Here is a 21,784-nt window from a genome sequence, read left to right as displayed (position 1 = left end):
GTGGCGCGACGCAGATGTGGACGATGTTTGCAGAGGGACGCGGCCGGAATTTTTCGGAGCGGCGCGAAATTTTAGGACGACCTCGATAATACGGTCGAGGCCGGCTTTCCGGGGCCACCCCACCCCACCCCGGTCTAAATGCCGGGAAATCAGAGCCTTTTCGGCACGTTCAGCCGTTTCGCTGGCGGCTCGCGCGCGCGGCCGCGCCTGGACTGCTTCAACAGAGTGAAAGACTGGGTTGGCACTCGCGCGTGAGATCCCTTCACCGAATGCGCAAACCGGTGGTGCTGTGCCTGCAAACACCTGATCTTGCACACGATCGTGAGGCTGACGGGCAGTGTATGTCCCAAGGGTTGGCCCAGACCACGCCGAATCTAACGATGATAACCTGTTACAAGCTCGACCAGGGCAGCGCATTATGCCCGACTGATCGCCAGCCGTTCCGCGGTTACTACACGCACGCCAGGAACGAGGTCTTTCCGCCCTTCCCTTCCTTGAGCGGCCGGAAGCGTGAGCGGTCCCAGCGACCGCGAGAGCGCTTCCAACGCTCGGGGGGTATGGGGGGTTGGAGAACAGGCGTTGGTAGTATCGTTGGTACCCGTTGGCAGGGGTGTTGGCAGTACAGTTGGTAGGGGTGTTGGAAGGCTGCCGACGAGGCAGATCACGGCATCGCGCTCGACGAAGAGCAGATGAAGAAACTGGTCGAGGGCTTCCGCCGCTCGGCGCTTTTCCTGATTGTCGCCATCGCGGCCTATACCGGGATGCGCCGTAACGAGATCCTCGCTTTGCGCTGGTCTGATCTCGACACAGAGAAGAAAATCCTGCGCGTCCGCCGCGCGCTCGAGCAGACCAAGGGCAATATCGGCTTCAAGCCGCCCAAGACCAAGCGCGGGATCCGGGACATCGACATCGAAGAGCGGCTGGTCGAACTACTGTCGGCAGAGCGGGACCGGTTCTTGAGGCTCAAGGCCGGGATTGTGGATAACTCGGGGGCGGTCGACCTGTCGTTGCTGAAGCTGGCCGATGACGCCCTGATCTTCCCCTCTTTTGCCGGGCCGAAATCGGACTTCACGCGGCCCCGTGATCCGCGGGCGGTGACCCGGGCATTCACGAAGCTGGCTGGCAAGCTCGGCTTCCCCGGCCTGCGGTTCCACGATCTGCGCGGCAGCCATGGCACCCAACTCCTCCGGCGCGGCGTCCCCGTCGACGTCGTGGCGCGGCGCCTGGGCCACGATCCCTATACGCTTCTGAAGTCCTACGCGAAGGAGATCGCCACCGACAAAGACCGCATCAGCAAGGAACTTGCCGGCATGGTGGCGCTGTAGAACGGCCGTAGAACACTTTGGGACACAACTTGGGACAGCGCTGGGATGGGAAGCGTTTAACGTGCCAGCTAACTAATTGATTTAACTGGCAGGAGTGGCAGGGCTCGAACCTGCGACCCCCGGTTTTGGAGACCGGTGCTCTACCAATTGAGCTACACTCCTGCAGGGAACCGGCGTCGCCGCCGGTTCGCGCCGTTTCAAGCACAGGGCATGGCCGCTTTGCAAGGGCGAAGCGCTGAACGTCCTGTTCAATGCAGAACTTCTGCGCCAGACTTCGGCCATCACCCCTTGCTGGCACCCCGCCGCAACAATCACAAGAGCACAGGGAGAGACCATGAACGCTCAAACCGCCGCCAGGCACGCCGCCAGCCCGAAGACCCCATCCCTCCCCCTCGCCAAGCCCGAATCGATCGGGCTGTCGAGCCTGCGGCTGCAGGCGATGTCCGACACCTTCAAGCGCGAGGTCGACAAGGGGAACACGCCCGGCGTGACGGTGCTGGTGGCACGGCGCGGCCAAATCGGCTGGTTCGACGCGATCGGCCGGCAGAGCCCGCTGGCCTCTGCGCCGATGGCCCATGACACGATCTTCCGCATCTTCTCGATGACCAAGCCGATCGTCTCGGTCGGCATCATGATGCTGCTGGAGGACGGCCACTTCCTGCTCAACGACCCCGTTGCCAAATTCATCCCCGAATTCGCCGCGACCAAGGTCGGCGTCGAACACAACGGCAAGCTCGAGCTCGTCCCGGCCAAGCGGCAGATGACGATCCAGGACCTGCTCCGCCACACCTCCGGTCTGACCTATGACCACACTGGCAACGGCCTGGTGCAGCAGCTCTACCAGCAGTCGCGGCTGCGCAGCCGCAAGATCACCAATGCCGAGCACGCCACCATGCTCGCTGGCATGCCGCTGGTCTGCCAGCCCGGCGCCGAGTGGAACTACAGCCGCTCCACCGACATCCTCGGCCGCATCATCGAGGTGGTCAGCGGCCAGACGCTCGGCGCGTTCCTGACCGAACGTATCCTCAGCCCGCTGCAGATGACGGAGACCGCCTTCCACACCGGGCAGGAGAATGCCGGCCGGCTCGCCGAGGCCCTTGCGACCGATCCCTGGACCAACGAGAAGGTGCAGCTGTTCAACATGCTGGAGAAGCCGGCGATGGAGTCCGGCGGCGGCGGACTGGTCTCGACCACGATGGACTACGCGCGCTTCGCACAGATGCTGCTCAACCGTGGCTCGCTCGACGGCACCAGGATCATCGGCCGCAAGACGCTCGAGCTGATGGCGTCGGATCATCTCGGCGCCGACGTCAAGATCCAGGGCACGCTGGTATCGCCCGGCCACAGCTTCGGCCTCGGCTTCGCCGTGCGCATGCAGCAGGGCATGGCGCCGTTCTCCGGCTCGGTCGGCCAGTTCTTCTGGAGCGGCATGGCCGGCACGTTCTTCTGGATCGACCCGAGCGAAGACCTGATCGCGGTCTTCATGATGCAGGGTCCCGGCCAACGCGAGTATTTCCGCTCGCTGGTGCGCAACGGAGTGTACGCGGCGGTGGAGTGAGTTCGACACTCCCCGCTCCGTACCCAGAACTGTCATGCCCCGCGCATGCGGGGCCTCCATTACGCCGCGACGGTTGTGAGGAACCGGGAGGCCTGAGTTTACTGGATCACCCGCTTTCGCGGGTGATGACCAGTTGAGTGTGCGGCGCGCTTTGCGCACCAAAGCCGGCGTCAGCTGATCGTCGCGCCGCCGTCGATCACCATGGTCTGGCCGGTCATGAAGTCGCCGGCGCGCGAGCCGAGGAAAACAGCGGCGCCCGCGATCTCGTCCGGCACGCCGATCCGCAGCAGCGGTGAGCGCGAGGTCGAGGCCTTCAGATTGTCCGGATTGTCCCACAGCGCCTTGGCGAAGTCGGTCTTGATCAGGCCCGGCGCGATGCAGTTCACGCGGATGTTGTGCTTGCCGTATTCGCAGGCGAGGTTGCGCGCGAGCTGCATGTCGGCCGCCTTCGAGATCGCGTAGGCGCCGAGGATGGTCGAGCCCTTCAGGCCGCCGATCGAGGAGACGATGATGATCGAGCCGTCCTTGCGCTCGATCATCTGCGGCACCACCATCGAGATCAGCCAATTGTTGGCCACGATGTTGTTGTCGAGGATCTTGCGGAACTGATCGTCGGAAATGCCGGCCAGCGGGCCGTAATACGGGTTCGATGCCGCATTGCAGACCAGCACGTCGATCTTGCCGAAGGCGCGATTGCTCTCGTCGACGAGGTTCTGCAGGTTTTCCTTCGACGAGATGTTCGCCGCGATCGCGACCGCGGTGCCCTTGCCGTAGGTCTCGTTGATCTCCTTCGCCACCTGGTCGCAGACGTCGGCCTTGCGCGAGGAGATCACGACCTTGGCGCCGTGCTCGGCCATGCGCTCGGCAATGGCGCGTCCGATACCGCGCGTCGAGCCGGTGATGACGGCGACTTTCCCCTTCATGTCGAACAAGGTCATGTTTCTCTCCCAAATCTGAGGTTTTGAGTCTGAGGTCTTGAATTCTGCGTTGAGCTTAAGCAGCGTTCCGGTGTTGCGATAGGGGCATCACGCGAGCTTGCTCGCCGGCCGAACTTCGGGCCCGGACTGCTGATGCATCGCGGCGTGCCGGGGATCGGCGATCCAGGGCTGCTGGTTCACCATCGGCAACCGCCAGGTCGACAGGCCGGGCGCCGCGACATGATCGAGCCGCGTCACCGAGACATTGTCGATGTCGAAGGCGAGCCCCCTGTCCGGCTGGCCGCCGAGCGCAAGACCGACAGCGCACTTGATCACGCCGCCATGGCCGACAGCGATCACATCCCTGCCCGCCTCCGCGGCATTGATCCGCACGATCGTACGGCAGACGCGGGTGTAGAGGTCCATGTAACTCTCGCCGCCGGGCGCGGGCTCGTTGACATCAGCGAACCAGGTGCTGCCGACCGGACGGCTGGCGAGGAACGCGGCGCGGTTCATGCCCTGCCACTGCCCGAGATGCTGCTCGGCGAAGTCGCGCTCCTGCGTCATGCTTGCCGGCTTCGGAAAGCCTGCGGCCCAGATCGCTTCCGCGGTCTTGTGCGTGCGCTTCAGATTGCTCGAGTACCACACCGCGTTGCGCGGCAGGATCTTGGCGACCGCCTCGAACACTTCGCTGTCGCTGGTGTCGCAGTCGATATCCTCCTGGCCGTAGATGTTGCCGCCGTCGCTGCGCACCGGTGCGTGGCGAACCCACCACCACCGCGTCGTGATCACCTTTGCTTGCTCTGGGTTGGACATCGAATGAGCCCTTCAATAGTGTCCCACGTCGCTGTACGTCACGCCGCACATCGTCTCAAGTGCTTCGGACGTTTGAAATCTTGTTTGAATTCCGTCGCGCGGCAGGCCGCCGCGGATCACGCCACAGGGAGAAACTCATGGGCCGCCTCGAAGGCAAATCCGTCATCATCACCGGCGCTGGAAGCGGCATCGGCCGCGCCGCCTCTTTGCTTTTCACCAAGGAAGGCGCCAAGCTGATTGCGGTCGATCGCACCGACGGCGTCAATGAAACCGCAAAGCTGGTGCGCGATGCCGGCGGCACCGTTGAAGCTGTGACGGCCGATGCGGGCTCCGAGGCTGACGTCAAAGCCTTCATCGACAAAGCGGTCACAAAATACGGCAAGCTCGATGCGATCTGGGCCAACGCCGGCGTCAGCGGCGGCCTGGTGCCGCTCGCCGACCAGACCGTGGAGCATTGGCAGGAAGTGCTGCGCGTCAATCTGATCGGCCCGTTCCTCGCGATCAAGCATTCGATTCCGCACATGACCAGGCAGGGATTCGGCTCGATCATCTGCACTGCCTCGGTCGCAGGCCTGAAGGCCGGCGCGAGCGGCCATCCTTACGGCGCCAGCAAGGCCGGCGTCATCAGCCTGGTGCAGACCACCGCCTACTCGCTCTCCGGCACCGGCGTGCGCATCAACGCGGTCTGCCCGGGCCTGATCGAAACCGGAATGACAAAGCCCGTGTTCGACCGCGCCAAGGAGCGCGGCACCTCCGACAAGATCGGCCAGCTCAATCCGTTGAAGCGCGCGGGCCAGCCGCATGAGCTCGCGGCGATGGGATTGTTCCTGGCGAGCGATGAAGCGTCCTACGTCAACGGCCAAGCCATCCCGGTCGACGGCGGCCTCACCGCCTCGATGCCGTATACAGGCAAGCCGATTTAGCAAAGGCTCGCTCCGTTCGCTGTCCTGGTGAAAACCCGGATGGCTCCACGTTCACCACCGTCGTCCCTGGCGCTACATCCGCGGCTGTCGTCCCGGCGAAGCAGGCCGTGCAAAAACCACGGTCTGATGTTGGATTTGGGAGGCAGAGACGGATTCGGGGGCAGGATGGCACACATCGTTGGCCAATCGCGCTATCAGGCGACGTTGTATCCCGAGACGTTGGACGAGGTGATCGCGGCAGACAGCGCGGTGCGCGTCATTGACGGTTTTGTGGACAGCCTGGACCTTGCCGGGCTGGGTTTCTCGAACGTTGAGGCGGAGGCGACGGGGCGGCCGCCTTACGATCCGCGCGATCTGTTGAAGCTTTATGTCTACGGGTATCTGAACCAGATGCGTTCGAGCCGGCGGCTTGAGCGTGAGGCTCGGCGCAATGTCGAAGTGTTCTGGCTGATCAACCGGGTGAGGCCGGTGTTCAAGACCATTGCGGACTTCCGCAAGGACTATCCTGAGGCGATTGCCGGGGTCTGCCGGGCCTTTATAAAGTTCTGCCGCGAGCAATCGGTGTTTGGAGGCGAAGTCCTGGCGATCGACGGGAGCAAGATTGCTGCGGCGGCGAGCCGCAAGCAGGTGATCACCAAGGCGAAGCTTGCGGAGCGGGATGCGGCGATCGAGCGCAAGATCGCCGACTACCTGACGGCGATGGATGAGGCCGACGCCGAGGAGACGCCGCTTGAGCCGACCAAGACCGACGTGGCTGCAGCCCTTGCCGCGTTGAGGGCTCAGCGGGCTGAATTGCAGCAGCAGGCCGAACAGCTGGTTCAGGAAGGGCTCAAGCAGAAGGTGCTGGGTGAGCCTGAGGCCAAGCTCATGCGCACGCCGCGCGGCCATCAGGTTGCCTACAATGCACAGATCGCGGTCGATGCCCAGCATGACATGATCGTTGCGTTCGATCTGACCAACGAGGGCAACGATCTGCAGCAACTCCACCCGATGGCCCGGCAGGGCAAGGCGGCCGTCGGCGCCGATCAGGTGAGCGTCGTTGCCGATACCGGCTATGCCAACGGCGCGCACGGCAAGCAATGTGAGCAGGACGGGATCACCGCGATCGTACCGCATGGCGAGCGGGTCAATCCGAAGGGCAAGCAATACTTCAGCCGCGATCAGTTCAGCTACGCCCGAGAGAGCGACAGCTGGGGTTGCCCTGCCGGTGAGGTCCTCCAACTCTTCAAGACCTCCCACACCAAACAGAAGAAGGAATATCGGACGCAAGCCTGCCCGGCCTGTCCGCTGAAATCGCAATGCACCGAGGCGGCGCAGCGGATCATCGTGCGCGGCTTCCATGACGATGACCGCGAGGCCATGCATCAGCGGGCGATCGCCGATCCAAGCTGGATGAGGCTCCGCCGCGAAGTCGCCGAGCATCCGTTCGCGACCATCAAATGGTTGATGGGAACCCCGCGCTTCCTCGTCCGCGGATTGCGCAAAGCCAAAGCCGAACTGGCGCTCAGCATCATCGCCTACAACCTCAAGAGACTGATTGCCATCAAGAGCGTACCCGCTCTGCTCAAGGCGCTCCGGCCCTGTCCAGCTTGAGGGTGCCCTCCTCGTTCTCAGCTCCAGGCACCGCGCCGACATTTTTGCACGGCCTGGAAGGCCGGGACCCATACGCCGCGGCGGGTGTTGTGAACGGGACCCGTCGTTCCGGCGATGCATAACAACAAACATTCGTGGGTATGGGTCCCGGCTTTCGCCGGGACGACAGTGAGTGTGTGGCGCGGCTTGTGAGTCATACATCCGCATTCTCGCGGCACGAAGTGTCCGAGGTTTGCTGCAATTCACGCCGCTCTAAAAACAGAGGGCGCAGGGAAAGCCGGGTGCCGATCGCACCCATGGGTCCCGAGCAAATGGAAAGCTCGGGAGGTAGGACCACAGGTGAAACCGGAGCAATCCCGGCTTTCCCTGCGCGATGGTTTTACGGCTTATACGTGCTCTCCCCGGCGAGACTGGGCTTGTTTGTCACCGTCATCCGCGAGACGCTTTTCGCGTCCTGGGAGTCGACACCTGCCACTAGGGCGTCGGAACCACACGACTTCACCGTCCACTTCACGCGTGCTCGTCAGTTGCGCACTCGGCGTCCACCGCATCCCAACCCAACACTCGTGACGATCGCGAAGCGCCCCTCATCGGGTGAGACGGGTGGATCATAGACTGAGTTGCGCTTCCGAAAAACAGAAATATTTTTCTGCAAGGGGCTTGCGCCGTCGGGCAAATCAGTGCCTTCAAAGTGGTACAATCTCAGTTTCTGCGAATGAGCCGCACCATGCCAAGCCAACGCCCCGACCGTATCCGCAAGCTGCTGGCCGATCTGGTCGCCTTCGACACCGTCAGCGACCGCTCGAACCTGTCCCTCATCACCCATATCGAGAGCTACCTCGCCTCGCTCGGCATCAGTGCTGAGCGGATCGTGGACGAGACCGGGCAGAAGGCCTCGTTGTGGGTCACCATCGGCCCCGACGACAAGGCAGGCTTTGTGCTGTCGGGACACACCGATGTCGTGCCGGTTGCGGGCCAGAACTGGACGCACAATCCGTTCGAGCTCGTCGAGCGCGACGGACGGCTCTACGGCCGCGGCACTACCGACATGAAAGGCTTTGTCGCGGTCTGTCTTGCCATGGTCCCGGAGATGCTTGGCGCCGGACTCAAGACGCCGATCCATCTTGCGATCTCCTATGACGAGGAGATCGGCTGCGTCGGCGTGCGGCCGATGCTGCGCGAGGTGAGCCGCAAGATGGTCAAACCGCTGGGCTGCTTCGTCGGCGAGCCGACGCAGATGCAGGTGATCATCGGGCACAAGGGCAAGCATGGCGTCCGCGCCACGTTCCGCGGGCTCGCCCGCCACTCCTCGATCGCCCCCGACGGCGTCAACGCCATCGAATACGCAGCCGAACTCATCACCGAGATCCGCCGTCGCGCCCTTGACCTCGCGAGCCACGGGCCGCGCGACGAGCTGTACGACATGCCCCACACCACCCTGCTCACCAGCATCGTGCATGGCGGCGCGGCGCTGAACATCGTGCCGGATCAGTGCACGGTGGAATTCGAATGCCGCGGCCTTGGCGTCAGCGAGTCCAGGCAGGTCACCGATGCGATCGTCGCCTGGGCCAGGGCCGAGATCGAACCCGCAATGCGCAAGCGCCATCCGGAGTGCGGCATCGATTTCGAGGAGATCCTCGACTATCCCGCGCTCGATACGCCAACGGACGATCCCGTCGTCACGCTCGCCAAGCAGCTCGCCGGCCGCAACGACCACGCCAAGGTGGCCTTCGGCACCGAGGCCGGCCTGTTCGTCAGCATGGCGGATGTGCCGTCGGTGGTGGTCGGCCCCGGCTCGATCGCGCAGGCGCACACGCCGGATGAGTTCGTCGAGATGTCGCAGCTCGAAAGTTGCGCAGGATTCGTCGAGCGGCTGATCGCGCATTGTACGAAGTCTTAGTGATTTGGAGGGCGGGTTAGCAGCGCAGTTGCGTAGCCCGCATGAGCGAAGCGATATGCGGGACCACTCCCCCGGTATCGTTTCCGCCTTCGCTCTTCGAGCTACGGCGGACAAGTCGCTCACCCAAGCTACGGAGCACGGACTCACAGCCCGTCCGGCGGCAGGCCGGGGCCGGTTGCAGCGGGACGGAGCTTGTCGCGCTTGCGCTCGCGATAGAAGGCGTAGAGACCGGACGCCACGATGATCGCGGCGCCAGCGAGCATCGGCCCGTCGGGCTTGTGGCCGAAGACGAGATAGCCAAGCAGCATCGCCCACAACAGCGCCAAATAACGGAACGGTGCCACCGCCGAGATGTCGCCCGTGCGCAGCGACACGATGATGCATTGATAGCCGATCAGGATCAGCACCGCGGCGAGTGCCAGCAGGCCGAGGGCGTGGCCCGACGGCGCCTTCCATCCGCCGAGCGGAAACAGGATCACGGCGCCTGCCGTGCTGACTGTCACGGTCGTCAGCAACGTGATGAACAGGGTCGGCAGCTGCTTCGGGATGCGGCGCGTCGCGAGATCGCGCACCGCGCAGAAGCCGACCGAGGCCAGCGCCAGCAGCGCGGCCTGACTGAAACCCTCCGCGCCCGGACGGACGATCACCAGCACGCCAATGAAGCCGGCCGCGATCGCGAGCCAGCGTCGCCAGCCGACCGGCTCGCCGAACACCAGCGCCGCACCCAGCGTGATGACGAGCGGCAGCGCCTGGAAGATCGCCGAGGCATTCGCAAGCGGGATCTGCGAGATCGCCGCGAGATAGGTCAGCGTGCCGCCGATCTCGCCGACAACGCGCAAACCGACCGGCCAGATCAACAGCGAACGGAAGCTGCGCAACGCCTTGCGATGGGAGGCGAGCGCCGTGACCAGCACGATCGCGAACCCGCCGCGGACGACCAGTATTTCTCCGATGTTGAGTTCCGACGACACCCCCTTGGTGATGGTGTCGTTCATCGTGAAGCTGGCCATGGCCGCGGCCATGAACAGGCTGCCGTAAAGGTTCGAGGAGAGCGTCAATACAGTATCCGGCGGGAACATCCTCCCTCGCCCCGCTCTTCGCGGGGAGAGGGTCGGGGTGAGGGGCTGCCTCGGCAAACTCGGTGAAAGGTGAGGTCGCGGAGACTCCCCCTCACCCGGATCGCATCTAACGATGCGGCATAGCCGAAGCTGCGCTTCGGCGTCTACTTTCCGAACGGCCGCCAGAGGCGGCCTTTGCCTCTCCCGCAAGCGGGGCGAGGTTAAGTGAAAGCGGCGCGACCTCTTCAAGGATCGCGCCGCATTTTCCGTATCAGGTCGCGCCGGCCTTCTGCGCGTATTCCCATGACGCCTTCGACAGCGGCACGGTGCGCTTGGCCGACTCGAGGGCCTTGGCGTTCGACGCGGTGCCGTCACGGACCCGCCCCGCGATACCCTGCGTGATGCCCGCAAGGCGGAACAAATTGTAGGAGAAATACCAGTTGAGGTCCGGCACCGGGATGTTGGTGACGTCGCAGTAGATCTGCGCCGCCTCCTCCATGCTCGGAATGTTCAGCGCCTTGAGATCGGCGCCGGCCAGGCCCGGCATGGTCCACTGCATCAACAGATACGTGAAGTCGGCCATGGGATCGCCGAGCGTCGACAGCTCCCAGTCGAGCACGGCCTGCACGCGCGGCTCGGTGGCATGGAAGATCATGTTGTCGAGGCGATAGTCGCCATGGACGATCGAGACGCGCTGCTGCACTGGTACGGTCTTCGGCAGCCACTCGGCGAGCTTCTCGAATTCCTCGATATATTGCGTCTCGGACGCCCGGTATTGCTTGGTCCAGCGATCGACCTGCCGCGCAAAATAATTTCCCGGCTTGCCGAAATCGGCGAGTCCGATCGCTTCCGGATTGAACAAATGAAGCTTCGCCAGCGTCTCGATCTTGCTGGTGAAGATTTTCCGGCGCGCCGCCGGCGGCTGGCTCGGCAGCGTCGGATCCCAGAACACCCGGCCTTCCTCCATCGACATGATGTAGAAGGCCGAGCCGATCACGGCATCATCGGTGCACAGTGCGTAGGCTTTCGCCACCGGAAAGTTCTGCTTGCCGAGCGCTGCGATGACGCGGAACTCGCGATCGACCGCATGCGCCGACGGCAACAATTTACCGAACGGCTTACGGCGCATCACATAGTTGCGGCCGGGAGTCTCAAGCTTGTAGGTCGGGTTGGACTGGCCGCCCTTGAACTGCAGGACCTTGAGCGGGCCCTGATAACCTTCGACGTTGTCCTGCATCCAGGCGTCGAGATTCGCCTCGTTGATACGATGACGCTCCTCGACTTCCCTTGTGCCGGAAAATTCTTCGTCCTTCCTGACGCCGTCCGCCACGGTGACGCTCCCTCAACTGTTCTTGGGGAACGCCAGCAGGCGCTCCCGTTGGTTCGACACGAGGTTTAGCTGAATAGCAGCCGCGAAGGAACTGTACCCCCTCTCCCGCTTGCGGGGGAGGGTTGGGGTGGGGGTGCCGCCGCGAGTCCCGCTGTGGAGAGAGCCCCCACCCACAGCGCATCTTCCGATGCGCTGCGACCTCCCCCGCAAGCGGGAGAGGTGCAGCAAGCTTCGCGGAGACGCCAGTTCAACCAAACATCGTCTCGCGTTAGTGCGACGTGTTTGCATACTTCCGAAGTTCAAGTCTGGCAATGGCGCGATTGTGCACCTCGTCCGGACCGTCGGCGAGACGGAGGGTGCGGATGTGGGCATAGTCGCGCGCCAGCCCGGCCTCGTCGGAGACGCCGCCGCCGCCAAAGGCCTGGATCGCCTGGTCGATGATCTTGAGCGCCATGTTGGGTGCGGCGACCTTGATCATCGCGATCTCGAGCTGCGCGGTCTTGTTGCCGACCTTGTCCATCATGTCGGCGGCCTTGAGGCACAGCAGACGGTTCATCTCGATGTCGGTGCGGGCCTCGCCGATGCGCTGCTCCCAGACCGAATGCTCGATGATCTTCTTGCCGAACGCGGTGCGCGAGGCCAGCCGCTTCACCATCTTCTCCAGCGCCTCCTCGGCCTTGCCGATGGTGCGCATGCAGTGATGGATGCGGCCCGGACCGAGGCGGCCTTGCGCGATCTCGAAGCCGCGGCCCTCGCCGAGCAACAGGTTCGAGGCCGGCACGCGCACGTTCTCGAGCAGCACCTGGGCGTGGCCGTGCGGCGCATCGTCGAAGCCGAACACCGGCAGCATCTTCTCGACCTTGATGCCGGGGGTGTCGAGCGGCACCAGGATCTGCGACTGCTGCTGGTGCTTGGCCGCCTTCGGATCGGTCTTGCCCATCAGGATCGCGATCTTGCAGCGGGGATCGCCGACGCCCGACGACCACCATTTGCGGCCGTTGATCACATAGTGATCGCCGTCCTTCTCGATGCGGGTCTCGATGTTGGTGGCGTCGGAGGAAGCGACCGCCGGCTCGGTCATCAGGAAGGCGGAGCGGATCTCGCCGTCCAGCAGCGGCCGCAGCCATTTGCGCTTCTGCTCCTTGGTGCCGTAGCGGATCAGCACTTCCATGTTGCCGGTATCGGGCGCCGAGCAGTTGAACACTTCGGACGCCCAGGAGATGTGGCCCATCTCTTCCGACAGCAGCGCGTATTCGAGGTTGGTCAATCCCGCGCCATGGAATTCGTCGTCCTCATGCGACGACGGCGGCATGAACATGTTCCAGAGGCCTTCGGCCTTCGCCTTCTTCTTCAGCTCCTCGAGGATCGGGATCACCTTCCAGCGCGGGCCCTCGGCATCCTGCTTTTCGTAGATCGGCACGGCGGGACGGACGTGATCCTTCATGAACGCCTGAACGCGCTCGAGCCATTCCTTCTGCCGGGCCGACATCGTGAAATCCATGGGACGCTCCTCGTTGTTCCTAGACTTTGGGCTGCACTGTTCACCTCGCGCCCGCAGCCCGCAAGGGCGTTCGCGGGACCGCGACCGTGGTGTGCCAGAACGCCGCCCGCGACATCCGCGGATTGACATTTCCGGCTCTTCAAACGATAGTTTCATACAAATGTTTGAAATGCAACTCCTGCCGTAAGGCTCGCGCCTGCGACGCGCCCCGGAATGACGGAAGAGGTTGAAGGCCATGGCAAGCGATCAGACCCGGTCCGCGATCCTCGGAGCCGCAGAGCGCCTGTACGCCGACCGCGGCTTCGGCGATGTGACGCTGCGCGACATCGTCGCTGAGGCGAACGTCAACCTTGCGGCAGTGAATTACCATTTCGGTTCCAAGGACGAACTGATCGCGGAGCTGTTCGTCACCCGCAGCATCCAGACCAACCGCGAACGTCTCAATGAACTGAAGGCGGCGGAGGAAAAAGGCGGCGGCCGCGCCTCAATCGAGGACATCATGCGCGCCCTCGTCGGCCCGACCCTGCGCGGCTGCCTCGGGCCCGACCGCGAGGGCTCCACGGCCGCGCGCTTCATGATCCGGGCGTCGATTGAATCGGTGCCGCCGATCCGCCGCATCAAGAACCGCGAGGTCGATCACTTACGCAAGTTCGCAGCGGCGATGCGCCGCGCGATGCCCGGCCGCGACGACACCGAGCTCTATTGGGGGCTGCACTTCGCGCTGGCGATGGCCCATCACACCATCCGCGAGAAGGAGCGCCTGCTGCGGCTCTCCGAAGGCAAATGCGATCTTAACGACGTGCAGGCCATCATCGACCGCGTGGTCGCCGTCACCGTGATGGCGCTGTCGATGGGCGAAGCCGCGGCCGCCGCGCCGCCGCCCCCGCGGCCGGCGGTCGTGCACGGACGGCTGACGCGGCAGGATTTGTGAAGCGATACGCGCTGATTGAAGCGCCCTCGCCGCGAGCTCGTCACCTCTCCCATCGGGAGAGGTCGATTTGCGCAGCAAATCGGGTGAGGGGTTACGCTCTATCGAGGGACCTGAGACCCCTCACCCGGCGCTACGCGCCGACCTCTCCCCGATGGGGAGAGGTGAAGCGGGCGGTGCGCGAGTTCAAGCAGCGCTCTCACACCATCGCGATGCAATCGATCTCGACGTCGCCCGGAATTGGCCGAAACAACTCTGGCGTTACAGGATCCCCTGCGCCTTCAGCTTCTCCACCTTGGCGTCGTCATAGCCGATCGTGGCCAGCACGTCCTTGGTGTTGGCGCCGAGCAGCGGCGGGGCGCGGTATTCGGTGATCGGCGTGCCCGAGAAGGTCAGCGCGTTGCGGATCAGCGACAGGTCGTGCTCGAAGGGATGATCGACCTTGACCCGCATGCCGCGCGACTGGACGTGCGGATCGTTGAACACCTGCGAAAAGTCGTTGATCGGACCCGACGGCACACCGGCCTTCTCCAGCTCCTCGAGCCAGTAGGCCACCGGCTTCTTCAGGAACAGGCCGGCGAAGATCGCCATGATCTCCTTGCCGTGCACGACGCGGTCGTTGTTCTTGATGAAGCGCTTGTCGTTGGCGAGCTCGGGTTCGCCGAGCACGGCGCAGGTGCGCTGGAACTGGCCGTCATTGCCGACCACCAGCATCAATTCGCCGTCGGCGCAGCGGAACACGCCGGCCGGCATGCCGCCATTGCCCCAGGTGCCGCGGCGCGGCGGGGTCTTGCCGTTGACCAGGAAGATCTGTGCGTAGTGCGACAGCGCGGCGATCACGGTGTCGAACAGGCAGACGTCGACATGCTGCCCCTCGCCGCCATTGACCTTGCGGTGATAGAGCGCGGCGAGAATGCCGATCGAGGAATTCATGCCGGTCATGTAGTCGACGATCGAGGGGCCGACCTTCATCGGGCCCGCGCCGGGTTCGCCATCGATATGGCCGGTGACGCTCATCAGCCCGCCCATCGCCTGGAGGATCGCATCATAGCCGGCGCGCGTGGAATAAGGGCCAGTCTGACCGAAGCCGGTCACCGAGCAATAGATGATGCCGGGGTTGATTGTCTTGATCGTGTCGTAGTCGAGGCCGTAGCGCTTGAGGTCGCCAACCTTGTAGTTCTCCATCATCACGTCGACCGATTTGGCGAGCTCGCGGATGATCTCCTGGCCTTCGGGCTTGGCGATGTTGACGGTGACGGACTTCTTGTTGCGGTTGGCGCAGAGATAGAACGAGTTGTTGTTGTTCTGCCTGCCTTCGGGATCGGTGAGGTAAGGCGGGCCGAAGGCGCGGGCATCGTCGCCCCCGCCGGGCCGCTCGATCTTGATCACCTCGGCGCCAAGATCCGCCAGCATCTGGGCCGACAGCGGGCCCGCGAGCACCCTCGTCAGGTCGAGAATCTTGATGCCCGAGAGTGGCAGAGCCGACATGAACTTTCCTCCAATATGGTGATTGTGCGGCGCCGGACCTCCGCCCGTGCGCGCTGAGCCTGCCGATACACCATTTTGGCGAGGCGAGCACTGCATTGTCGGCATGAAGCCATCCGCCTGCGGCCTATGTGCGGGATCCGCGGCGACCTCTTTCGGGAACCAGCCACGAACGCTTCCTCCGGACAGGCCGATTGCCGCCGCGCGAAATTGTGAAAAGGGCCGACATCGTTTTGACGCCTTTTCCAACGGTATTTTGGCGCCGCAAGGAGGCGGGACATGCGAACGATCACCACGATGGGGCTGTTTCTGACCGCGCTGGCGGTCTCGATGGTGGCGGCCGACGCGCGCGGCGGCCATGGGTTCGGGCGCGGCGGGCTTCATATGCACGGTATGCACGGGGGCGGCGCAACCGGCGCGGGTGCGTTTGCCGCCGATAAGCGCCACGCCGACGATCCCTACATCAAAGCGGCCTCGGACGAGGAGGACCGCCTGCTCAACAGCAAGCTGAAGAGCATCTGCCGCGGCTGTTAGACCTACGACGCGATCGCCTGCCGCGGTTGCGCGCCTGAGCCGATCAGCTTGCTGATCTCGGGCTTGCAGCCGCCGCAATTGGTGCCGGCCTTCAGGCTGCGGCCGACGGCCTCGACGCTGTCGGCGCCCTTGCGGATCGCGTCGGCGATCTGGTGCTGCCCGACGCCGAAGCATGAGCAGACGATCGGCCCCTTGTCCTCGCCTGCCCCGAACGGCCGTCCGGCCAGCAGCGACATCCGCGCGTTGGCCGACAATTGAGTCCCCGCGAACAGCCCCGCCAGCCACGCCCGCGACGGCAGCGTGTGATCGGGCGCGATGAATACGCAACCTTCCAGCCGGCCGTCGCGCACCGCCGCGTAGCGGAAGCGTCCCGCCGCCGGATCGCGGTAGGCGATCCATTCGATCTCGACCTGCTCGAGGCCGAGCTGCGCCCGCGCCCAGTCGCGCCAGCTCTCGGGGCGCGCATCGCCGGTCAGTTCCAGCCGCCAGCAATCGCCGGCCCGGCCGTGAACCCAATAGCCGGTCTCGGGACGCCTGATCGCGTTGCGGCTCAGGATGAACGCATGCCATTTCGGCGCGTAAGGATCGGCCTTGACCGGCGTGTGCTTGGACTCCGGCTGCCCCGACAACGGATCGACCACCGGATTGACCAGCGCGTTGACGCGTCCTGCGCCGGCGAACTCCTCGTTCCAGTGCATTGGCACGAACACGCAGCCGCGGCGCTGGTCGGCGCTGACCACGACGCGCGCGACCATCTCGCCCCACGGGCTCGTCAGCCGCGTGAGCCCCTCATGCTGCAGGCCGGCGAGACGCGCGTCCTCGGGGTGGAATTCGGCATAGGGCTCGAAGATGTGCGACATCAGCCGCGACGTCTTTCCGGTCCGCGTCATGGTGTGCCACTGGTCTCTGACACGGCCGGTGTTGAGCACCAGCGGATAGTCGCGGCTGGTCGCGTTGCCCGCCGGGCGCGGCGCGACCGGCACGAAGCGCGCCTTGCCGTCGGGCGTGAAGAATGTCTGGGTCTCGAACATCCGCGCCGTGCCGGCCGGATGGTCTGATGTCACCGGCCACTGCACCGGCGCCAGCGCGTCGTAGGCGCTGTCATCGAGCGTCGACAGCGCCGAGATGTCGAAATCGCGCGTCCCTTCATTCTCGAAGCCGGACAGCGCGGCGTGCTCGCGGAACACCTCGGCGACGGAGGCGTAGTCGAAGCCGGAATAGCCCATCCGGCTGGCGACGTCGCAGATGATGCGCCAGTCGGCGCGGGCCTCTCCCGGCGCGTCGAGGAACGGGCGCTGCCGCGAGATTCGGCGCTCGGAATTGGTGACGGTGCCGTCCTTCTCGCCCCACGCCAGCGCCGGCAGCAGCACGTCGGCATGGCGCGTGGTGTCGGTGTCACGGATGCAGTCGGACACCACGACCAGCTCGCACGCCTCGAGTGCAGCCCGCACGCGATCCGCATCGGGCAGGCTCACGACCGGGTTGGTCGAGATGATCCAGACCGCCTTGATGCGTTTGTCAGCGATGGCGTCGAACATGTCGACCGCCTTCAGCCCGCCCTTCTCCGCGATCACGGGCGCGCGCCAGAACCGCTGCACCCGGTCGCGGTGCTCGGGCTTCTCGAGCTCCATATGCGCGGCAAGCTGGTTGGCAAGTCCGCCGACTTCGCGGCCGCCCATCGCGTTGGGCTGGCCGGTGAGCGAGAACGGCCCCATGCCGGGACGGCCGATGCGCCCGGTCAGGAGATGGCAATTGATGATGGCATTGACCTTGTCGACACCGCTGCTCGACTGGTTGACGCCTTGCGAATAGAGCGTGACGACGCGCTCGGTCCTGGTGAACCAGTCGAAGAACAGCCCGACCGCGCCTTCAGTCAGGCCGCAGGTCGCGGCGGTCTGCGCCAGGGTCTGGCCGGCCACCTGCTTGAGGGCGTCGACGATGCCCGTCGTGCAATTGCCGACAAAGGCGCGATCGACCGCATTGCTGCCGGCCAGGAACGCAAACAGCCCGTTGAACAGCACGGAGTCGCTGCCCGAGCGCAGCGGCAGATGCAGATCGGCGCCCTCGCAGGTCGCGGTGCGGCGCGGATCGATCACCACGATCTTGCAGGCCGGGTTCTTCTCCTTGGCCGCCAGCATGCGCTGATACAGGATCGGATGGCACCACGCCGCGTTGGAGCCGACCAGCACCAAGAGATCGGCCTGCTCGAGATCCTCGTAACAGCCCGGCACGGTGTCGCTGCCGAACGCGCGCTTGTGCCCGGCGACGCTCGAGGCCATGCAGAGCCGCGAATTGGTGTCGATGTTGGCGGTGCCGACAAAACCCTTCGCGAGCTTGTTGATGACGTAATAGTCCTCGGTCAGGAGCTGGCCCGAGACGTAGAACGCCACCGCATCGGGCCCGTGCTCCCGGATGATCCGGCTGAAGCCGTCGGCGACATGATCGAGCGCATCGTCCCAGTGGGCCGGCGCGCCGCCGATCATCGGCTCGAGCAGCCGTCCCTCAAGACCGATGGTCTCGGCAAGCGCCGAGCCCTTGCTGCAGAGGCGGCCGAAATTCGCCGGATGCTGCCGGTCCCCCTCGACGCGGACGCTGCCGTCCGCATCCTTGCTCGCGACGACGCCACAGCCGACGCCGCAATAGGGGCACGTGGTCTTGACCGACATCGCCTGTCGCTCAGCTCACCGGCACCGTCTGCCGAACCGACAGCCACACCACGCCGTTCTCGACCTTGGCCGGATGCGTGTGCGTGCAGCCCTCGTCGGGTGCGACCGCCTGGCCGCTCGCCAGCTCGATGACGAAATTGTGCAGCGGACAGGTCACCCGCTTGTTGTGCACGATGCCCTGCGACAGCGGCCCGCCCTTGTGCGGGCAGCGGTCGTCGAGCGCGAACACCTCGTCGCTCTCGGTGCGGAACACCGCGATGTTGCCGTGAGGCGTGCGGACGACACGCGAGCCGAGCCGCGGAATCTCGTCCAGCGCGCCGATTTCAATCCAGCCGGTCATGCGATCTCCAATTCGGCAAGCGGTGCGAATTCATTGCGGTCGACGCCGCGGCTGGCGCGTTCGGCCCACGGGTCGGTCTGCGCGAACTGCTGCGAATAGGCGAAGCGTCCGAACAGCGCCTTGCGGTTCGTGACGTCGTCGACGACGCGCTTCCTGATCTGATCGAGCCCGACGCGGTCGCACCATTTGTACATCCGCTCGAGATACCAGCCCTCCTCGCGGTAGAGCTGGGTCAGGGCCACGATCACCTCGAGCGCCTCGTCCTCGGTCTCGACCTTGGTCAGGAACTCGGTGCCCTTGATGTGCAGTCCGGCCGCGCCGGCGAAATGGATCTCGTAGCCGGAGTCGACACAGACCACGCCGACGTCCTTGCAGGTCGCCTCCGCGCAGTTGCGCGGACAGCCGGACACCGCGAGCTTGACCTTGGCCGGCGTCCACGAGCCCCACATGAACTTCTCGAGCTTGATGCCGAGGCCGGTGGAGTCCTGAGTGCCGAAGCGGCACCATTCCGAGCCGACGCAGGTCTTCACCGTGCGCAGCCCCTTGGCGTAGGCGTGGCCCGACACCATGCCGGCATCGTTGAGGTCAGCCCACACCGCCGGCAGGTCTTCCTTCTTGACGCCAAGCAGATCGATGCGCTGGCCGCCGGTGACCTTCACCGTCGGGATGTTGAACTTCTCGGCGACGTCGGCAATGGCGCGCAGCTCGCTTGGCGTGGTGACGCCGCCCCACATCCGCGGCACCACCGAATAGGTGCCGTCCTTCTGGATGTTGGCGTGGACGCGCTCGTTGATGAAGCGCGACTGCTGGTCGTCGCGATACTCGCCGGGCCAGGTCGCGAGCAGATAGTAGTTCAGCGCCGGGCGGCAGGAATGGCAGCCGTTCAGCGTCTTCCATTCCATGAAGCGCATCACGGCGGGGATGGTCTTGAGCTGCTGCTCGACGATGACGCGGCGAACGTCGTCGTGGCTGTGATCGGTGCATTTGCACAGCGGCTTGACCTTCGGCGCCGCCGAGTAGTCGCCGCCCAGCGTGAACGCCAGCACCTGTTCGACCAAGCCGGTGCAGGAGCCGCAGGACGACGATGCCTTGGTATGGGCGCGGACATCGTCGAGCGTGAACAGCTTCTTGTCGGTGATCGCCTTGACGATCGCGCCCTTGCAGACGCCGTTGCAACCGCAGATCTCGGTCTCGTCGCTCATCGCGGCAACCGAGCTCTGGCCGCTGACGCCGCCGTCGCCGAGATTGGCCGCGCCGAACACCAGGCGCTCGCGCATATGCGAGACGTCGGTGCCGTCGCGCAGATGCTGGAAGTACCAGGGACCGTCGATGGTGTCGCCATAGAGCACGGCGCCGACGATCTTCTTGTCCTTCAGGATGATGCGCTTGTAGACGCCGCGATTGGCGTCCTGCAGCACGATCTCCTCCTTGTCCGGCCCCGGCGCGAAGTCGCCGGCCGAGAACAGGTCGATGCCGGTGACCTTCAGCTTGGTCGAGGTGACCGAGCCGTCATAGGTGGCAAAGCCCTTCATCGCGAGGTGGTTGGCGCAGACCTTGGCCTGGTCGAACAGCGGCGCGACGAGACCGTAGGTCTGGCGGCGGTGCTGCACGCATTCGCCGACCGCATAGATGCGGCCGTCATAGGTCTGCATGGTGTCGGAGACGACGATGCCCCGCTCGCAATAAAGCCCTGCCTTCTTCGCGAGCTCGAAGTTCGGACGGATACCGACCGCCATCACCACGAGATCGGCCGGGAGCTCGGTACCGTCGGCGAAGCGGACGCCGGTGACGCGGTCCTCGCCCAGGATCGCCTGCGTCTGCGCCGGCATCTTGAACGCCATGCCGCGCTCTTCCAGCGACTTGCGCAGCAGTCCGCCGGCGACCGGATCGAGCTGGCGCTCCATCAGCGTGTCGAGCAGATGCACGACCGTGACGTTCATGCCGCGCTTCATCAGCCCGTTGGCGGCTTCGAGACCCAGCAGGCCGCCGCCGATCACGACCGCGCTTTGATAGGTGGTCGAGGCCTTGATCATGCGATCGACATCGTAGATGTCGCGGAAGCCGATCACGCCCGGCAGGTCCTTGCCCGGCAGCGGCAGCATGATCGGATTTGAGCCCGTCGCGATCAGCAAGCGGTCGTAGGGAACGCGATCCCCGGCCTCGGTGACGACCTCGCAGGTGCGACGATCGATCATGGTGACCGTCTCGCCCTTGCGCAGCGTGATGTTGTTGTCCTCGTACCAGTCGACGGTGTTGAGCATGATGTCGTCGACGGTCTTCTCGCCGGCGAGCACCGGAGACAGCAGGATGCGGTTGTAGTTGCCGTAGGGTTCCGAACCGAACACCGTGATGTCGTACAGATCGGGCGCGCGTTCGAGCAGCGCCTCCACGGTGCGGATGCCGGCCATCCCATTGCCGATCACAACCAGCTTTTGCTTCGTCACCTTGTCGAGCATGGTCTGCCTTTCAATTCCGACGACGCTGCGCAGCGACGCGGCACGCGTCGTCGATCAACGTCGATTGAGATTGGGATTGTTCGGAAGCCCAGCCGCGGGCGCAGACCGTCGTCGCTGACGATCGATGTTCCTTTGCCGACTGATATTCAAAACGCGTGCCAAGTCGGCGCGGCCGAATCCGATAGCGAAATCAAAGCGTTTCCGCCCTCCCCCGAAAATCCTGGACGAGTGCGAGGCGGATCACCGGCCGATTTTTTAGCCACGCCGATGATCTATTGTGCAGGACAGCAAAAGGAACGTTCGTGCGGTCGCCGACACGAGTTTCACGCGCCATCGCGCATGCCCGGCACGGCGCTCAAAAAAGCACCAGCGTGCGCGTTTGCGCGGCGGCACCTGCTGCGCGCGGCAGCAATCAGGAGAGTCACGGGCGAATCCGGGACATCTCGGCAACGCC

General features: G+C 64.6%; 16 protein-coding genes and 1 tRNA gene. 7 read left to right on the top strand and 10 right to left on the bottom strand.

All coding sequences use genetic code 11. The features are described 5' to 3' along the window. Positions 1–668: 668 nt before the first annotated feature. A complete protein-coding gene (locus tag MTX19_RS15950; RefSeq protein WP_280984809.1) occupies positions 669–1,325 on the top strand; it encodes a site-specific integrase in 657 nt (218 codons plus the stop codon). 86 nt (positions 1,326–1,411) lie between these two features. Here MTX19_RS15950 and MTX19_RS15945 read toward each other — a convergent pair. After that, positions 1,412–1,487: transfer RNA gene (locus MTX19_RS15945), tRNA-Trp, on the bottom strand. A gap of 172 nt (positions 1,488–1,659) precedes the next feature. On the opposite strand from MTX19_RS15945, the gene MTX19_RS15940 reads away from it, so the two are divergent. Further along, positions 1,660–2,883: a serine hydrolase domain-containing protein gene (locus tag MTX19_RS15940; RefSeq protein WP_280984381.1), complete on the top strand. Its 1,224-nt coding sequence runs from the start codon at positions 1,660–1,662 to the stop codon at positions 2,881–2,883. A gap of 170 nt (positions 2,884–3,053) precedes the next feature. On the opposite strand, the gene MTX19_RS15935 is transcribed toward MTX19_RS15940, so the two are convergent. Both MTX19_RS15935 and MTX19_RS15930 read right to left on the bottom strand, forming a co-directional pair. Then, entirely contained in the window at positions 3,054–3,821 is a 768-nt protein-coding gene (locus MTX19_RS15935) for an SDR family oxidoreductase (protein ID WP_280977333.1), read from the bottom strand. An 87-nt stretch (positions 3,822–3,908) separates the two neighbouring features. Beyond that, entirely contained in the window at positions 3,909–4,616 is a 708-nt protein-coding gene (locus tag MTX19_RS15930; RefSeq protein WP_280984380.1) for a histidine phosphatase family protein, read from the bottom strand. 137 nt (positions 4,617–4,753) lie between these two features. On the opposite strand from MTX19_RS15930, the gene MTX19_RS15925 reads away from it, so the two are divergent. The 3 genes from MTX19_RS15925 (at position 4,754) to argE (ending at position 9,032) form a co-directional block, all read left to right on the top strand. After that, a complete protein-coding gene (locus MTX19_RS15925; RefSeq protein ID WP_280984379.1) occupies positions 4,754–5,539 on the top strand; it encodes an SDR family oxidoreductase in 786 nt (261 codons plus the stop codon). Positions 5,540–5,704: 165 nt separating this feature from the next. Further along, entirely contained in the window at positions 5,705–7,132 is a 1,428-nt protein-coding gene (locus MTX19_RS15920) for an IS1182 family transposase (RefSeq protein WP_280983057.1), read from the top strand. Positions 7,133–7,859: 727 nt separating this feature from the next. After that, positions 7,860–9,032 carry an acetylornithine deacetylase gene (argE, locus tag MTX19_RS15915; protein ID WP_280984378.1) on the top strand — a complete coding sequence of 391 codons (1,173 nt, stop codon included), beginning with the start codon at positions 7,860–7,862 and terminating at the stop codon, positions 9,030–9,032. Between the two features lie 143 nt (positions 9,033–9,175). Here argE and MTX19_RS15910 read toward each other — a convergent pair whose 3' ends face one another. From MTX19_RS15910 to MTX19_RS15900, 3 genes are all read right to left on the bottom strand, one after another. After that, positions 9,176–10,111 (bottom strand): DMT family transporter, encoded by a 936-nt coding sequence (locus MTX19_RS15910; protein ID WP_348638299.1) that lies wholly within the window; start codon positions 10,109–10,111, stop codon positions 9,176–9,178. A 250-nt stretch (positions 10,112–10,361) separates the two neighbouring features. Next, positions 10,362–11,420, bottom strand: a complete 1,059-nt coding sequence (locus MTX19_RS15905; protein WP_280984377.1) for a phosphotransferase family protein — start codon at positions 11,418–11,420, stop codon at positions 10,362–10,364. Positions 11,421–11,688: 268 nt separating this feature from the next. Then, a complete protein-coding gene (locus tag MTX19_RS15900; RefSeq protein ID WP_280984376.1) occupies positions 11,689–12,921 on the bottom strand; it encodes an acyl-CoA dehydrogenase family protein in 1,233 nt (410 codons plus the stop codon). Positions 12,922–13,156: 235 nt separating this feature from the next. On the opposite strand from MTX19_RS15900, the gene MTX19_RS15895 reads away from it, so the two are divergent. Further along, positions 13,157–13,852, top strand: a complete 696-nt coding sequence (locus MTX19_RS15895; RefSeq protein ID WP_280984375.1) for a TetR/AcrR family transcriptional regulator — start codon at positions 13,157–13,159, stop codon at positions 13,850–13,852. A gap of 258 nt (positions 13,853–14,110) precedes the next feature. On the opposite strand, the gene MTX19_RS15890 is transcribed toward MTX19_RS15895, so the two are convergent. After that, a complete protein-coding gene (locus tag MTX19_RS15890; RefSeq protein WP_280984374.1) occupies positions 14,111–15,337 on the bottom strand; it encodes a CaiB/BaiF CoA-transferase family protein in 1,227 nt (408 codons plus the stop codon). 276 nt (positions 15,338–15,613) lie between these two features. On the opposite strand from MTX19_RS15890, the gene MTX19_RS15885 reads away from it, so the two are divergent. Continuing rightward, on the top strand, positions 15,614–15,868 hold the full coding sequence (locus tag MTX19_RS15885; RefSeq protein WP_280984373.1) for a hypothetical protein: 255 nt from the start codon (positions 15,614–15,616) through the stop codon (positions 15,866–15,868). 2 nt (positions 15,869–15,870) lie between these two features. Here MTX19_RS15885 and MTX19_RS15880 read toward each other — a convergent pair whose 3' ends face one another. From MTX19_RS15880 to nirB, 3 genes are read right to left on the bottom strand one after another with little or no spacing between them, the layout of a single operon-like run. After that, positions 15,871–18,534 (bottom strand): nitrate reductase, encoded by a 2,664-nt coding sequence (locus tag MTX19_RS15880; RefSeq protein ID WP_280984372.1) that lies wholly within the window; start codon positions 18,532–18,534, stop codon positions 15,871–15,873. Between the two features lie 10 nt (positions 18,535–18,544). Then, the gene (gene nirD / locus MTX19_RS15875) at positions 18,545–18,874 is read right to left on the bottom strand and encodes a nitrite reductase small subunit NirD (RefSeq protein ID WP_280977320.1); all 330 of its coding nucleotides are present in this window, start codon (positions 18,872–18,874) and stop codon (positions 18,545–18,547) included. Continuing rightward, the gene (gene nirB / locus MTX19_RS15870) at positions 18,871–21,330 is read right to left on the bottom strand and encodes a nitrite reductase large subunit NirB (RefSeq protein ID WP_280984371.1); all 2,460 of its coding nucleotides are present in this window, start codon (positions 21,328–21,330) and stop codon (positions 18,871–18,873) included. Before nirB ends, nirD begins: the two co-directional genes overlap by 4 nt. Positions 21,331–21,784: the final 454 nt, after the last annotated feature.

This window comes from Bradyrhizobium sp. ISRA464, assembly GCF_029910095.1.
Classification (GTDB): domain Bacteria; phylum Pseudomonadota; class Alphaproteobacteria; order Rhizobiales; family Xanthobacteraceae; genus Bradyrhizobium.
This window is presented reverse-complemented; position numbering and strand designations above follow the sequence as displayed.